The organism is Pseudomonas sp. 1176_21, assembly GCF_052850635.1.
In genome coordinates this window covers 85,818-100,462 of sequence record NZ_VXCV01000003.1, presented here as the reverse complement: position 1 = coordinate 100,462, position 14,645 = coordinate 85,818, and the positions used below count along the sequence as shown (strand labels likewise).

Here is a 14,645-nt window from a genome sequence, read left to right as displayed (position 1 = left end):
AAAATCAATCTTATGGACGGCCAGCGGGCCGTGTTCGAGCGGGACACTTTATCACAGCACCCGATTCTATTTAGGCAGGCTAATAGAACGAAACAGTATAAGAATATGCCTTGGCGTTTTAGCCTCAGATCGGGTTCGGGCAGTCGATGAACAGGTGTTCCAGAGCGAATCGACGTGCCAGGTAATCGCCCAGCGCCTGCACCCCGTAACGCTCGGTGGCGTGGTGGCCGGCGGCGATGAAGCTGATGCCGTTCTCGCGAGCACTGTGGAAAGTCTGTTCCGACGCCTCGCCGCTCAGGTACAGGTCGACCCCTGCGGCAATCGCCTGGTCGATGTAGCCCTGGCCGCCGCCGGTGCACCAGCCCACCCGGCGAATGACCTCGTCGCCTTCGATCAGCAGCGGCTCGCGGCCCATCACGTCGCTGACCTTGCGCGCGAAATCCCGCGCCGACATCGGTTCGGCCAGTGAGCCCACCAGGCCCACCACCCGCGGGTTGGCCGGGTCCAGCGGGCCCTCGACGGTGATGTCCAGCTGGCGCGCCAGCTGCACGTTGTTGCCCACCTCGGGGTGCAGGTCCAGCGGCAGGTGGTAGGCCAGCAGGCTCAGGTCGTGTTTGAGCAGGGTCTTGAGGCGGCGCTGCTTCATGCCGGTGATGCAGGGGTTCTCACCCTTCCAGAAGTAGCCGTGGTGCACCAGCACCAGGTCGGCGCCCGCCTCGACCGCAGCGTCCAGCAATGCCTGGCTGGCGGTGACGCCGGTGACGATGCGCGACACCTGCGGGTTGCCCTCGACCTGCAGGCCGTTGGGGCAGTAGTCCTGGATTTTTGCGCTGCCAAGGTAGCGATCGGCTTCCTCGACCAGGGTGCTCAGGGCAACAGCCATGCAAAGACTCCTCAATTCAGCGGTTCAGCGTGGCACAAGGCCTCGTATAATGGCCGCCATTATGAGCCGTCGACCGTTTTTGGGGAAACCGACGGCAACTGCCCGGGGGCGCGGCGCCATGACCGTCATGGCTCAACGTGATTTAGCAGTTCCTGCACGGGCCTTGCCGCAGTATGATCGCGCGCGTTCATCTACTCCCCACTGCGGCATCGGCTCTGGCCACCTCCCAGGATCCATCTCATGTTCAAGGCTCTGCGTTACTTTGCCTGGCCACTGGTCACCGGCGTACTGATCGCCCTGCTGGTCATCCAGCAATTTCCCCAATGGGTCGGCCTGCCCAGCCAGGACGTCAACCTGCAGCAGGCGCCGCAGACCACGCGGCTGATGCAGGGCCCCGTGTCGTATGCCGATGCGGTGAGCAATGCGGCCCCCGCAGTGGCCAACCTGTACACCACCAAGGTGGTCAACAAGACCGCGCACCCGCTGTTCGAAGACCCACAGTTCCGCCGCTTCTTCGGTGACAACCTGCCCAAGCAGCGGCGCTGGGAATCGAGCCTGGGCTCGGCGGTGATCATGAGCCCGGAGGGCTACCTGCTGACCAACAACCACGTGACCTCCGGCGCCGACCAGATCGTGGTGGCGCTCAAGGACGGCCGCGAGACCCTGGCACGGGTGATCGGCAGCGACCCGGAAACCGACCTGGCCGTGCTCAAGATCGACCTCAAGAACCTGCCCTCGATCACCATCGGGCGCTCGGACAACATCCATATCGGTGATGTGGCGCTGGCCATCGGCAACCCGTTCGGCGTCGGCCAGACCGTGACCATGGGCATTATCAGCGCCACCGGGCGCAACCAGCTGGGCCTGAACAACTACGAAGACTTCATCCAGACCGACGCGGCCATCAACCCGGGCAACTCCGGTGGCGCGCTGGTGGATGCCAATGGCAACCTGACCGGCATCAACACCGCGATCTTCTCCAAGTCCGGCGGCTCGCAGGGCATCGGCTTCGCCATCCCCACCAAGCTGGCGCTGGAGGTGATGAAGTCGATCATCGAGCATGGTCAGGTGATTCGCGGCTGGCTGGGCATCGAGGTGCAACCGCTGAGCCAGGAGCTGGCCGAGTCGTTCGGCATGCAGGGCCGGCCAGGCATCGTGGTGGCGGGCATCTTCCGCGACGGGCCGGCGCAGAAGGCCGGCCTGCAGCTGGGTGACGTGATTCTGAGCATCAATGGCGAACCGGCCGGCGATGGCCGGCGCTCGATGAACCAGGTGGCGCGGATCAAGCCCAACGACAAGGTGGCCATCGAAGTGGTGCGCAACGGCAAGCCGCTGAAGCTGATCGCCGAGATCGGCCTGCGTCCACCGCCTGCACCCGCGCCCAAGGAAGAGGACTGACCCCTGGCCGCGCCGGCCTGACGCCGCATCGGCGCAGCACTGCGTGCGGCGGGTGATTGGCACGACCGACTGTTCTGTGACAGCCTTGCACGCAACGCCAGCGATGCCTTTTTTCAAGCACGCACCCCGGCCTGCGTGCACTTTTTCGGAGCAGTCATGACCAATCCCCTGATTCTCGAACCCCAGAAAACCGCCGACGCCTGTGTCATCTGGCTGCATGGCCTGGGCGCCGACCGCTACGACTTCATGCCGGTGGCCGAAGCCCTGCAGGAAGTGCTGCTGAGCACGCGCTTCGTGATGCCGCAGGCACCCACCCAGCCGGTCACCATCAACAATGGCTACGCCATGCCCAGCTGGTACGACATCAAGGCGCTGACGCCGGGTGCACGCGCCATCGACGAAGCGCAACTCGACGCCTCGGCACAGGCGGTCATCGACCTGATCAAGCAGGAACAGGCCAAGGGCGTCGCCCTGTCGCGCATCATCCTGGCCGGCTTCTCCCAGGGCGGTGCAGTGGTTCTGCACACCGCCTATGTAAAGTGGCAGGAGACGCTGGGCGGGGTAATGGCCCTTTCCACCTACGCCCCGACCTTCACCGACAGCACCGTGCTCAGCGCCAGCCAGCAGCGCATTCCGGCGCTGTGCCTGCACGGCGTGTACGACCCGGTGGTCATCCCGTCCATGGGGCGTGCCGCCTTCGAGTACCTGAACAGCTGGGGCGTCACCGTGCAGTGGAAGGAATACCCGATGGAACACGCCGTGCTGCCCGAGGAAATCCAGGACATCGGCGCCTGGCTGATCGAGCGGCTGCGCTAAAAAACGCCTTGTCTGTAGTTGTCGGAGCAATCCACTACGCCGCGCCCGAATCTTGCATTACACTGGCCGGCGTACATTCCTTAACCAATTGATGAGATGACCGTGCTCAAAGCACTCAAGAAGATGTTCGGAAAGAGCGAGGTTGAGCAACTCGCCACCGAAAGCGTTGCTACCGTGCAGCCGCCCGCAGCACCCAAGGCCCCGGCTCCCGCCGCGCCGCTCAAGGCTCAGACCGAAGCCGCCGCGCCAGCGCGCGCCGAAAAGCCGGCGGAAAAACCCCTGGAGCAACCGGCGAGCAAACCGGTCGAGGCCAAGCCGCGCCGCGAGCGCAAGCCAAAACCCCAGGCCAGCACCTGGAAACTGGAAGACTTTGTGGTGGAACCGCAAGAGGGCAAGACCCGCTTCCACGACTTCAAGCTCTCGCCCGAGCTGATGCATGCCATCCACGACCTGGGCTTCCCGTACTGCACGCCGATCCAGGCCGAAGTACTGGGCTTCACCCTGCGTGGCAAGGATGCGATCGGCCGGGCCCAGACCGGCACCGGCAAGACCGCCGCGTTCCTGATCTCGATCATCAGCCAGCTGCAACAGACCCCGCCGCCCAAAGAGCGCTACATGGGCGAGCCGCGGGCGCTGATCATCGCCCCTACCCGCGAACTGGTGGTGCAGATCGCCAAGGACGCCGCCGAGCTGACCAAGTACACCGGCCTGAACGTGATGACGTTCGTCGGTGGCATGGACTTCGACAAGCAGCTCAAGGCCCTTGAGGCACGCCACTGCGACATCCTGGTGGCCACCCCGGGTCGCCTGCTGGACTTCAACCAGCGCGGCGAAGCGCACCTGGACATGGTCGAGGTGCTGGTGCTGGACGAAGCCGACCGCATGCTCGACATGGGCTTCATCCCGCAGGTTCGCCAGATCATCCGCCAGACCCCGCCCAAGAGCGAGCGCCAGACGCTGCTGTTCTCGGCCACCTTCACCGAAGACGTGATGAACCTGGCGCAACAGTGGACCACCGACCCGGCCATCGTCGAGATCGAGCCGGAGAACGTTGCCAGCGAAACCGTCGAGCAGCATGTGTATGCGGTAGCCGGTGCCGACAAGTACAAGCTGCTGTACAACCTGGTGACCGAGAACAAGTGGGAGCGGGTCATCGTGTTCGCCAACCGCAAGGACGAGGTGCGCCGTATCGAAGAGCGCCTGGTGCGTGACGGCGTGAATGCCGCGCAATTGTCGGGCGATGTGCCGCAGCACAAGCGCATCAAGACCCTGGAGAATTTCCGCGAAGGCCGGGTCACCGTGCTGGTGGCCACCGATGTGGCCGGTCGCGGGATCCACATCGACGGCATCAGCCACGTGATCAACTTCACCCTGCCCGAAGACCCGGACGACTATGTGCACCGTATCGGCCGTACCGGCCGTGCGGGTACCAGTGGCGTGTCGATCAGCTTCGCCGGTGAGGACGATTCGTACCAGTTGCCGGGTATCGAGGCATTGCTGGGGCGCAAGATCAGTTGCGAGACCCCGCCGACCGAGCTGCTCAAGCCGGTGGCGCGCAAGCATCACTGAGTCGATTGATGGACAGAAAACGCAGCCCTCGCCGGCTGCGTTTTTTTTTGCGCTGACCGGGCTGGCTCATCGCGGGTCAAGCCCGCTCCCACAGCGACCACAGTAATGATTGTGGGGGCGGGCTCGACCCGCGATAGGGTTGGCGCAATTAAACTATTTGTCCATAATAGACAAAATAGTTCAAATGGAGCGCCGCATGTCTACCCCACGCGTGATCGACCAGCCCCTGGCCCGCCAACTGCTCGCGCAGGTGGACGTGCCGCAGATCCTGCGCAAGCTGTTCCGTGACCTGGCCGCCGGCCAGGCCGTGCAGCCGCCGCAACAGCTGGTGGAGTTCCCGGCCGGCAGGGGCGACTTCATCAACTACGGCGGGGTGCTCGCCGAAGACCGCGTCTACGGCGTCAAGACCTCGCCCTACATCGTGCGCGAAGGCGCGCCGCTGATCACCGCCTGGACATTGCTGATGTCCATGGACAGCGGCCAGCCACTGCTATTGTGCGACGCCGGTGAACTGACCACCGCACGCACCGCTGCCACCACCGCCGTCGCGGTCGACGCCCTGGCCCCCACCAGCGCCAGGCGCCTGACCGTGATCGGCAGCGGCCCCATCGCCCAGGCCCACCTGCACTATGTACGCGGCGTGCGCGACTGGCAGGACATCCGCCTGCACTCGCCAGGCCTCAAGGATAAAAGCGCCGAGCAGCGCGAAGCCCTCGGTGCACTCGACCCGCGCCTGAGCCTGGTGGACGACCTGCAATCAGCACTGCACGACGCCGACGTGATCATGCTGTGCACCTCCTCGGCAAAGCCTGTGATCGACCCGCGCCAGCTGAGCAAGCCGGCCCTGATCACCTCGATCAGCACCAACGCGGTACGCGCCCACGAAGTGCCGCCCGAGTGCCTGACCGACATGGACGTGTACTGCGACTACCGCCTGACCACCCCCGGCTCGGCCGGCGAGATGCGCATCGCCAGCGAGCAGCACGGCTGGCAGGCCGACGCCATCATCGGCGACCTGGCCCAGTTGCTCAGCGAGCAGGCGCCGCGCCCGACCTACCAGCGCCATGCCTTCTTCCGCTCCATCGGCCTGGGCCTGGAAGACATCGCCCTGGCCAACGCCCTGTACCGCCTGCACGGGTGACGCCCGCCCGCGTTTGCGGCACACTCCCAGCGCCCTTCGCCTAGGGCGCTGACACCGCCTGGAGCCCGCCTGCATGCCGACACCGCCCCACGACCCCGCCCTGAGCAACTTTCGCGCGATTGCCGACGCCATCGCCACGCTGTTCTTCCCCCACGCCGAGGTGGTGCTGCACGACCTGCGCAGCCAGAAGATCGACTACATCGCCAACAACCTGTCCAAGCGTGAGATCGGCGACGATGCGGCCCTGGAAGACATGTTCGAGGCAGGTACCGACGAAACCAACATCGGCCCCTACGAAAAGCTCAATTGGGACGGGCAGAAGATCCGCTCGCTCAGCACCGTGCTGCGCGACGCCCAGGGCAAGCCGCAGGCGGTGCTGTGCATCAACCTGAACATCTCGATGTTCGAAAACGCCAAGGCGGCGCTGGACCTGTTTCTCTCGCCCACCCGGCTGATCGCCCAGCCCGACGCGCTGTTTCGCGATGACTGGCAGGAGCGCATCAACACGTTTCTCAACAGCTGGCTGCGCGAGCGCCAGCTGGCACTGAGCAACCTGAATCGCGACCACAAGCGCGAACTGGTGCTGGCCCTGCATGCCGAGGGTGCGTTTCGAGGCAAGAGCGCCGCCAACTACGTGGCCAACGTGCTGAACATGGGCCGGGCCACGGTGTACAAGCACCTCAAGGAGCTCAAGGCCTGAACGAACTCAGGCCTCGGGCAGGCGACGGTCAGTCGCCGTAGATGTCGGACTTGAAGTACTTGGCCTGGATCTTCTGGTACTCGCCATTGGCGCGAATGGCGTCGATGGCCGCGTTCAGCTGGGCGACCAGTTCGGTATTGCCCTTGCGTACCGCGATCCCGGCGCCCTCACCCACGTACTTGGGGTCTTTCAGCTCTGGCCCGACAAACCCGTAACCCTTGCCCTTGGGCGTCTCCAGGAAGCCCTGTTCAAGCGGGATGGTGTCGGCGAACACACCGTCCAGGCGACCGGCCACCAGGTCCATGAAGATTTCCTCGTTGCTGGTGTAGCGCACGATCTCGATGCCCTTGGGCACCAGTTCCGCGGTCACATAGCGGTCGGTGGTGGTCGCGCGCTGCACGCCGATGCGCTTGCCCTTGAGGTTGGCGAAGTCGTCATCGACCTGGCTGCCGTCCTTCATGGCCAGGCGTGCGGAGGTGAAGTAGTACTTGTGGGTGAAGTCCACCGACTTCTTGCGGTCTTCGGTGATGGTGATCGACGACAGGGCGGCGTCGATCTTCTTGACCTTGAGCGACGGGATCAGGCCGTCGTATTCCTGTTCGGTCCACTGGCACTTGACCTGCATCTGCGCGCACAGGGCGTTGCCGATGTCGTAGTCGAAGCCACTGATAGCGCCGTCGGCGGTCTTGAACGCGAACGGTGGGTAGGCAGCTTCGATACCGATGCGCAGGGTCTTTTCAGCGGCGAACGACGGGGCGGCGGCAAACAGGCTCAACGCCAGCGCAGCCAACAGGGATGGGGTTTTCATCAGCGGTCTCTCTCGCTCGTTGTTGGGGTGTGTTGCAAGACAGAGGAAAAAGCGGCGGGCACAAGGCAGCCTGGAACTATTTTGTACTTATAATTCCATACTGGACTTTTGTGTATTAATTTTCAACCGATTCGCGGCACCGCACCGTTGCAGGAGCCAGCCTTGCCGGCGGGGCGTCTACCAACGCCCCGCAGCGTCCGCATCACTCTGGCGCCCCTCGACCCAGCGCGGCCCCTCGCCGGTCTGCTCCTTCTTCCAGAACGGCGCGCGGGTCTTGAGATAGTCCATCACGAAGTCGCACGCCTGGAACGCCGCCTGCCGGTGCGCACTGGCTACACCCACGAACACGATCGGCTCGCCCGGCTGCAATGCGCCGATACGGTGCAGCACTTCGACCTTGAGCAACGGCCAGCGCTGCTCGGCCTCCAGCACGATCTTGGCCAGGGCCTTTTCGGTCATGCCCGGGTAATGCTCCAGGAACATCCCCGCCACCTCGCGACCGTCGTTGAAGTCGCGCACATAGCCGACAAACGACACCACCGCGCCCACCCCGACGTTGGCCGCGTGCATCGCATTGGTCTCGGCGCCGGGGTCGAACGCGGCGGCCTGCACTCGAACGCCCACCTCAGCCCCCGGTCACGGGCGGAAAGAACGCTACTTCGTCGCCGTCGGCCACCGGCTCCTCGAGCCTGCACAACTCCTGGTTGCGCGCGCACATCAGGTTCTGCTCGCCCAGCATCGCGTACCCCTCCCCGCGTGCCAGCAGGGCCTTGCGCACATCGTCGACGCTGTCGAACAGCCCGTCGAGGCGTTCGCCGTCGCTGCCCAGCGCCTCGCGATACCGCGCGAAATACACCACGTCGATGTTCATGGCGCCTCCACCTGGTAGTGCCCGCTCTTGCCGCCCAGTTTTTCCAGCACACGCACGCTGTGGATGGTCATGCCCCGGTCCACCGCCTTGCACATGTCGTAGATCGTCAGCGCCGCCACACTGGCGGCCGTCAGGGCCTCCATCTCGACGCCGGTCTGCCCGGCCAGCTTGCAGCGCGCCACGATATGCACCGTGTCGTCGCCTTCGCCAGTCAGCTCGAGCTTGACGCTGGTGAGCATCAACGGGTGGCACAGCGGGATCAGATCGCTGGTCTTCTTTGCCGCCTGGATGCCGGCAATGCGCGCCACGGCAAACACGTCGCCCTTGGGGTGGCCGCCAGCCACGATCATCTGCAAGGTTTGCGGGAGCATGCGCACCCGCGCTTCGGCCACCGCCTCGCGCGAGGTGACGGCTTTGTCGGTGACGTCGACCATGTTGGCCCGACCTTGGGAATCGAGATGAGTCAGCACAGGGTTACTCCTGATCAGGAGCACCGATTGTAAACCCAGGGGTCAACATTAGGCAGCGGAAAAAACCGGGCGGCGCAAGGCCGCCCGGTGGCAGGGGTTACAGGTGGGATTCGGCGTATTCGGCCAGGACCGAACGCGGCACGCCCTGCAGGGTGATGTGCACGCCGTTGGGGAAGTCCTTGAAGCGCTCGGTCAGGTAGGTCAGGCCCGAGCTGGTGGCGGACAGGTAAGGGGTGTCGATCTGCGCCAGGTTGCCCAGGCAGATCACCTTGGAACCGGCCCCGGCACGGGTGATGATGGTCTTCATCTGGTGCGGGGTGAGGTTCTGGCATTCGTCGATCAGGATCAGGCTCTGCTGGAAGCTGCGACCGCGAATGTAGTTGAGCGACTTGAACTGCAACGGCACGCGCTCGAGGATGTACTCGACGCTGCCATGGGTGTTTTCGTCGTCCATGTGCAAGGCTTCGAGGTTGTCGGTGATCGCCCCCAGCCAGGGCTCCATTTTTTCCGCTTCGGTGCCCGGCAGGAAGCCGATTTCCTGGTCCAGCCCCTGCACGCTGCGGGTGGCGATGATGCGCCGATAGCGCTTGCTGACCATCGTCTGCTCGATGGCTGCGGCCAGTGCCAGGATGGTCTTGCCCGAACCTGCGGCACCGGTGAGGTTGACCAGGTGGATGTCGGGGTCGAGCAGGGCGAACAGCGCCAGGCCCTGATGGATGTCACGCGGTTTCAGGCCCCAAGCTTCCTGGTGCAGCAGTGGCTCCTGATGCAGGTCGAGCAGCAGCAACTCGCTGTCACGGATGCCCTTGACCCAGCCGACGAAGCCCTGCTCGTCGATGATGAACTCGTTGATGTGAACCGCCGGCAGGTTGTCGGCCAGCTGCACGCGGTGCCAGGTGCGCCCGCGCTCCTGGCGGGTCTCGACCTTGTTGACGCGGTCCCAGAACGAGCCGCTGACCGAATGGTAGCCCTTGGGCAGCAACGAAACGTCGTCGACCAGCTGATCGGTACTGTAGTCCTCGGCGGCGATACCGCAGGCGCGGGCCTTGAGGCGCATGTTGATGTCTTTGGTCACCAGCACCACGTCCAGTTCCTTGCGCCGGCTACGCAGCTCGAGCAACTGGTTGATGATGATGTTGTCGTTGAGGTGTTCTGGCAGCAGCCGGTTGGGTTCGGCGCGTGGGGTCATCAGGATCGACAGGAAGCCCTTGGGGCCGCTCTTGCCGCGCTGGATCGGTACGCCCTGCTCGACATCCTCGGGCGTGGCATCGCCCAGGGTCTGGTCGATCAGACGAATGGCCTGGCGGCATTCGGCGGCGATCGTGTGTTTGCCGGTCTTGAGTTTGTCGAGCTCCTCGAGCACGGTCATCGGCAGCGCGACGTGGTGTTCCTCGAAATTCAGCAAGGCGTTCGGATCGTGAATCAGAACATTGGTATCGAGCACGTAAAGGATTGGCTGGTTGGAAGAAACGTTACGTCCTTGATCATCCATACTCGGTCACCTTTGTAGGGGCCAGACGACGCAATACCTGGGCGGTGCTGCGCCGCGAAGTGACCGCCGGTCTCCCCCTGGCCGCGTCGTTACGGTAGGGAAGCTGCGAACAAAGGAGGGGCCATTAGTACGCCACCTGTGCTGCAGGGTTCGGCGGTCTGACTTCTTGATACCGCAAAACCCGTGACGATAAAAAGCGTTTTTACGTTTTTTTGAAGTTTATTTTTCGTTGTGCGGTCAAGCCCTTGGCGTGAGCCGCAAGCACCACTACAGTTAATGATCAAACCCCGATGAACGCCTGGCGATTTTTTCCGACGGGTACCGCCGCGCCCAGCGATTACGGGGTTTCGGCAAATTCCCGGCAGTTGCCCCAGCCAATCCCGCTCTGGGCCGTGTGCTGCAGCAACCAGTCGATCGCCGCCTGGGCCCTGGGCTGGCCGTCATGAAACTGGATCACCCCGCGACGCCACAGCAGCATCAGGCTCAGCACCCGCTGCGCCGACTGCTCGGCATTCAACCCGGCCTGGTCCTGGGCGTCGATATCCCACAACATCACCTGCAGCTGCTGGCCGGCAAAAAACGCCGCACTGTCGGCGCGGCGCTGCCCGTAGGGCGGGCGAAACAGCGGCACGAATGCCTCGGGCAGGCTGCTCTGTACCAATGCCCGGCTGGAGACCACCGAGTCCTGCCAGCCGGTCCACTGCGCATGCGAGCTGTACTGCCAGCCCTGCAGCCCCACGCACTGCCCGGCATACAGTTGCTGCAGCGCCGCGGCCGAGGTCTGGTCGCGGCGCGCCTGCAGGTTCTTGCCCACCACGAAGAACAGCCCGCCAAGCTTCTGCCGGCGCAGGTAGTCGGTCAGCGCCTCGGTAGCCGGCCCGGGGCCGCCATCGAAGCTGAGCACGAACAGCCGGTCGTTGAGTGCCTGGCCATCGCGCTCCTGATCGGAAAACCGCTCCACCTCGCTGGAGGTCTGGGTAAACAGCGCCGCCTTGCGCAATTGCTCGTTCAGGTAGTACTCGTGAAAACGCCGGCTTGGCTGCGCCCAACCGGCGTAGAACGAATCATCTGCAACACTGAACTTGCCCGCCTGCTGGCGCAGGTCCGGCAGGCTGTCGATGGCGTAGCAGAACGAGGCGTCCTGCTCGCAGCTCTGCTGGGCCAGGTCATAGTTGCGCCACAGCCGCTGCCACAGGCGCTGACGCAAGGCATTCAGCGTCACCAGGTTGACCTGGCGAAGGTTCAGGCGCTCGGCCAGCTGCGCCTCGCTCAGGGCCTCGCTGTCATACAGCACGCGGGCAAAGCTGAGGATTTCGGCACGCGAGGCCACATCGAACAGGGCCGGGCTGTCGAGTTGTTCGGGCCACACGCTGCGGTCGAACCGGGCCAGCTCGACCGGGGCAGCGTGCACCAGCGTGCTCAGCAGGCCGGCCAGTAAAAGAAGGGCTATGCGCACGATCACACTCTCCATTTTCTCGCCGCGCACTATAGCGCCAAGCGCCGCCAGGGTCTTGGCTATTGGCGCGATAGCTGGAGATCGGCGCCCCCCGCCCGTAGAATCGACGCCACGATTCAAGGAGCCGACCTCATGCTGACGGTGATCTCACCCGCCAAGACCCTCGATTACGACACCCCGCCCGTTACCCAGCGGCACACCCTGCCGCAATACCTGGACGACTCCCAGGAACTGATCCTGCAACTGCGCGAACTTTCGCCGCAGCAGATCAGCGACCTGATGCACCTCTCGGACAAGCTGGCCGGCCTCAATGCCGCGCGCTTCGGCAGCTGGACCCCGAACTTCACCCCGGCCAACGCCAAGCAGGCGCTGCTGGCGTTCAAGGGCGACGTGTACACCGGCCTGGATGCACAGAGCCTGAGCGAAGACGACTTCACCTATGCCCAGCAGCACCTGCGCATGCTGTCGGGGCTGTACGGCCTGCTGCGTCCGCTGGACCTGATGCAGCCCTACCGGCTGGAGATGGGCACCAAGCTGGCCAACGCCCGCGGCAAGGACCTCTACGCCTTCTGGGGCACGCGCATCAGCGAGTGGCTGAACCAGGCGCTGGCCGAACAAGGCGACGACCTGCTGCTGAACCTGGCCAGCAACGAGTACTTCTCGGCGGTCAAGCGCAGCGCGTTGAAGGCGCGGGTGATCAACACCGAGTTTCGCGACTTCAAGAATGGCCAGTACAAGATCATCAGCTTCTATGCCAAGAAGGCGCGGGGCATGATGACCCGGTTCGTGACCCAGGAGCGCATCGACGACCCCGAGCGGCTCAAGCAGTTCGACGTGCAGGGCTACTACTACAGTGCCGAGCAGTCCAAACCGGACAACCTGGTGTTCCTGCGCGACCACCCGGCCGAGTAGAAAGCATCGCGGGTCCCCCCGCTCCCACCGGGATCACCTGAATCCTTGCGGGCGCGGGCTTGACTCGCGATGGCGTCCTCACAGCCCGCAAGGCGCCAATCCCGTGGCGCCAAAAAACCACCCCCTCTAGCCCTATCGCCAAACGTCATAAGACCGTTCGTAGTTTTCTGACGAAATATCCTGAAATTTTTTTTCATGCTGGCATAAAAACATCCCCCTCCAAGTTTGCCCTACAGACACGGGACGAAACTGCCGTGTGCTATCAAAGTGAAAGTATCGTCAACTGTTGAAATATTAAAAAATCCTTCACGGCGACTCGGGCGAGCCTGGAACTTATCCCCTTGAGGCTCGCTCATACCACCGGTACGGATTATCTCGTGATGGATGTGAGAGATGACGTACATGACAAATGGACAGTATCAGGAAGTTTTGAAAGCACTTTTTTGTCCGCGCAATTGTTCGACAAGATTACGCGTCCAAGCCAGGAGAGAGCACCCTTAAAAATCGTCCTAGTGGTTGATTTCAAAGGATTTAATCCACTTGAAATAACAAGCACAGCAGTACGCGCAGTGGGTACTGCAATAAAGACGGATACCGTCCAGGGCTCACCCCCTAATGTAAATGGCCATTAGCCGCCAACTTGAGTGCCTTTTATTTTTCGCACTCCAATTTAATTTGCCTGCCGGCAGTTAGCGGTTTAACCGTGACACTTCCGTGCACCCTGAATTTGCTGGTCAACCAACCCGGTCTGGCGCTTAGTTGTGCGCCGACATGATAAACACATGAGGTGAATGCGATGCGTATCAGCATCTTTGGTTTGGGTTATGTAGGTGCGGTCTGTGCGGGCTGCCTGTCCGCCCGGGGCCATGAAGTGATCGGCGTGGATGTATCGGCGACCAAGATCGACCTGATCAACCAGGGCAAATCCCCCATCGTGGAACCGGGCCTCGAAGCCCTGTTGCAGCAAGGCATTGCCAACCAGCGCCTGCGGGGCACCACCGATTTTGCCCAGGCCATTCGCGACAGCGACGTGTCGATGATCTGCGTCGGTACGCCGAGCAAGAAGAACGGCGACCTGGGCCTGGAATACATCGAGTCGGTGTGCCGCGAAATCGGTCTGGTACTGCGCGACAAGAGCAGCCGCCACACCATCGTGGTGCGCAGCACCGTACTGCCGGGCACCGTCAAGAACGTGGTGATCCCGATTCTCGAAGACTGCTCGGGCAAGAAGGCCGGCGTCGACTTCGGCGTGGCGGTCAACCCCGAGTTCCTGCGCGAAAGCACCGCGATCAAGGACTACGACCAGCCGCCGATGACTGTCATCGGCGAACTCGACCGCGCCAGCGGCGACGTGCTGCAGGCCCTCTACGAAGAGCTCGACGCCCCGATCATCCGCAAGGACATCGAAGTGGCCGAGATGATCAAGTACACCTGCAACGTGTGGCACGCCACCAAGGTCACCTTCGCCAACGAGATCGGCAACATCGCCAAGGCCTGCGGCGTCGATGGCCGCGAAGTGATGGAAGTGGTGTGCCAGGACAAGGCCCTGAACCTGTCGCAGTACTACATGCGCCCAGGCTTCGCCTTCGGCGGCTCGTGCCTGCCCAAGGACGTGCGCGCCCTCACCTACCGGGCCGGCAGCCTGGACGTGAAGGCGCCGCTGCTCAACTCGCTGATGACCAGCAACGAGTCCCAGGTGCAGAACGCCTTCGACATCATCGAAAGCCACGACAAGCGCAAGGTTGCCCTGCTGGGCCTGAGCTTCAAGGCCGGCACCGACGACCTGCGCGAGAGCCCGCTGGTGGAACTGGCCGAACGCCTGATCGGCAAGGGCTACGAGCTCAACATCTACGACAGCAACGTCGAGTACGCCCGCGTGCACGGCGCCAACAAGGACTACATCGAGTCGAAGATCCCCCACGTCTCGTCCCTGCTCAACGCCGACTTCGAGCAAGTGATCAACCACGCCGACGTGATCGTGCTGGGTAACCGCGACGAGAAGTTCCGTGCGCTGGCGCAACAGGCCCCGGCCGGCAAGCAGGTCATCGACCTGGTCGGCTTCATGGGCAAGCCGACCTGCCCCACCAGCCGCACCGAAGGCATCTGCTGGTAACAGCAGCCACTGCACG

The 14,645-nt window shown here is 63.4% G+C and carries 14 protein-coding genes; 7 read left to right on the top strand and 7 right to left on the bottom strand.

The window, feature by feature from the left end:
- Window positions 1–124 precede the first annotated feature (124 nt).
- Window positions 125–883: a Nif3-like dinuclear metal center hexameric protein gene (locus tag FW760_RS08605; RefSeq protein WP_043861018.1), complete on the bottom strand. Its 759-nt coding sequence runs from the start codon at window positions 881–883 to the stop codon at window positions 125–127.
- A gap of 240 nt (window positions 884–1,123) precedes the next feature.
- Between FW760_RS08605 and algW the strand changes: the two genes are divergently transcribed.
- From algW to FW760_RS08580, 5 genes are all read left to right on the top strand, one after another.
- Entirely contained in the window at window positions 1,124–2,281 is a 1,158-nt protein-coding gene (gene algW / locus FW760_RS08600) for a Do family serine endopeptidase AlgW (protein WP_043861017.1), read from the top strand.
- Between the two features lie 156 nt (window positions 2,282–2,437).
- Window positions 2,438–3,097, top strand: coding sequence for an alpha/beta hydrolase (locus FW760_RS08595; protein ID WP_043861016.1), 660 nt, complete (start codon window positions 2,438–2,440; stop codon window positions 3,095–3,097).
- Between the two features lie 102 nt (window positions 3,098–3,199).
- Window positions 3,200–4,666 carry an ATP-dependent RNA helicase RhlB gene (rhlB, locus tag FW760_RS08590; RefSeq protein WP_078479565.1) on the top strand — a complete coding sequence of 489 codons (1,467 nt, stop codon included), beginning with the start codon at window positions 3,200–3,202 and terminating at the stop codon, window positions 4,664–4,666.
- Between the two features lie 196 nt (window positions 4,667–4,862).
- On the top strand, window positions 4,863–5,807 hold the full coding sequence (locus FW760_RS08585) for an ornithine cyclodeaminase family protein (RefSeq protein WP_043861015.1): 945 nt from the start codon (window positions 4,863–4,865) through the stop codon (window positions 5,805–5,807).
- Between the two features lie 73 nt (window positions 5,808–5,880).
- Window positions 5,881–6,507 (top strand): helix-turn-helix transcriptional regulator, encoded by a 627-nt coding sequence (locus FW760_RS08580; protein ID WP_078479513.1) that lies wholly within the window; start codon window positions 5,881–5,883, stop codon window positions 6,505–6,507.
- Window positions 6,508–6,535: 28 nt separating this feature from the next.
- Here FW760_RS08580 and FW760_RS08575 read toward each other — a convergent pair whose 3' ends face one another.
- The 6 genes from FW760_RS08575 to FW760_RS08550 all read right to left on the bottom strand — a co-directional run bounded on the left by FW760_RS08575 (window position 6,536) and on the right by FW760_RS08550 (window position 11,604).
- The gene (locus FW760_RS08575; RefSeq protein ID WP_327781315.1) at window positions 6,536–7,315 is read right to left on the bottom strand and encodes an ABC transporter substrate-binding protein; all 780 of its coding nucleotides are present in this window, start codon (window positions 7,313–7,315) and stop codon (window positions 6,536–6,538) included.
- A gap of 177 nt (window positions 7,316–7,492) precedes the next feature.
- Window positions 7,493–7,939, bottom strand: coding sequence for a molybdopterin synthase catalytic subunit MoaE (gene moaE, locus FW760_RS08570; RefSeq protein ID WP_123752851.1), 447 nt, complete (start codon window positions 7,937–7,939; stop codon window positions 7,493–7,495).
- 1 nt (window position 7,940) lies between these two features.
- The gene (locus FW760_RS08565) at window positions 7,941–8,186 is read right to left on the bottom strand and encodes a MoaD/ThiS family protein (RefSeq protein WP_078479511.1); all 246 of its coding nucleotides are present in this window, start codon (window positions 8,184–8,186) and stop codon (window positions 7,941–7,943) included.
- Complete coding sequence (moaC, locus tag FW760_RS08560; protein ID WP_058540865.1) at window positions 8,183–8,656, bottom strand: cyclic pyranopterin monophosphate synthase MoaC; 474 nt, start codon at window positions 8,654–8,656, stop codon at window positions 8,183–8,185. The genes FW760_RS08565 and moaC overlap by 4 nt, the downstream gene beginning before the upstream one ends.
- Window positions 8,657–8,753: 97 nt before the next feature.
- On the bottom strand, window positions 8,754–10,148 hold the full coding sequence (locus FW760_RS08555) for a PhoH family protein (RefSeq protein WP_043861009.1): 1,395 nt from the start codon (window positions 10,146–10,148) through the stop codon (window positions 8,754–8,756).
- A gap of 337 nt (window positions 10,149–10,485) precedes the next feature.
- Window positions 10,486–11,604 carry a polysaccharide deacetylase family protein gene (locus FW760_RS08550; RefSeq protein WP_054914928.1) on the bottom strand — a complete coding sequence of 373 codons (1,119 nt, stop codon included), beginning with the start codon at window positions 11,602–11,604 and terminating at the stop codon, window positions 10,486–10,488.
- 132 nt (window positions 11,605–11,736) lie between these two features.
- On the opposite strand from FW760_RS08550, the gene yaaA reads away from it, so the two are divergent.
- Both yaaA and FW760_RS08540 read left to right on the top strand, forming a co-directional pair.
- A complete protein-coding gene (gene yaaA, locus FW760_RS08545) occupies window positions 11,737–12,516 on the top strand; it encodes a peroxide stress protein YaaA (protein ID WP_043861008.1) in 780 nt (259 codons plus the stop codon).
- 796 nt (window positions 12,517–13,312) lie between these two features.
- Window positions 13,313–14,629: a nucleotide sugar dehydrogenase gene (locus FW760_RS08540; RefSeq protein ID WP_043861007.1), complete on the top strand. Its 1,317-nt coding sequence runs from the start codon at window positions 13,313–13,315 to the stop codon at window positions 14,627–14,629.
- Window positions 14,630–14,645: the final 16 nt, after the last annotated feature.

What these genes read in the sequence shown, in the direction of transcription:
- FW760_RS08605 (WP_043861018.1), bottom strand. Translation starts at nt 883, where the DNA reads ATGGCTGTTGCCCTGAGCACCCTGGTCGAGGAAGCCGATCGCTACCTT.
- algW (WP_043861017.1), top strand. Translation starts at nt 1,124, where the DNA reads ATGTTCAAGGCTCTGCGTTACTTTGCCTGGCCACTGGTCACCGGCGTA.
- FW760_RS08595 (WP_043861016.1), top strand. Translation starts at nt 2,438, where the DNA reads ATGACCAATCCCCTGATTCTCGAACCCCAGAAAACCGCCGACGCCTGT.
- FW760_RS08585 (WP_043861015.1), top strand. Translation starts at nt 4,863, where the DNA reads ATGTCTACCCCACGCGTGATCGACCAGCCCCTGGCCCGCCAACTGCTC.
- FW760_RS08580 (WP_078479513.1), top strand. Translation starts at nt 5,881, where the DNA reads ATGCCGACACCGCCCCACGACCCCGCCCTGAGCAACTTTCGCGCGATT.
- FW760_RS08575 (WP_327781315.1), bottom strand. Translation starts at nt 7,315, where the DNA reads ATGAAAACCCCATCCCTGTTGGCTGCGCTGGCGTTGAGCCTGTTTGCC.
- FW760_RS08565 (WP_078479511.1), bottom strand. Translation starts at nt 8,186, where the DNA reads ATGAACATCGACGTGGTGTATTTCGCGCGGTATCGCGAGGCGCTGGGC.
- FW760_RS08555 (WP_043861009.1), bottom strand. Translation starts at nt 10,148, where the DNA reads ATGGATGATCAAGGACGTAACGTTTCTTCCAACCAGCCAATCCTTTAC.
- yaaA (WP_043861008.1), top strand. Translation starts at nt 11,737, where the DNA reads ATGCTGACGGTGATCTCACCCGCCAAGACCCTCGATTACGACACCCCG.
- FW760_RS08540 (WP_043861007.1), top strand. Translation starts at nt 13,313, where the DNA reads ATGCGTATCAGCATCTTTGGTTTGGGTTATGTAGGTGCGGTCTGTGCG.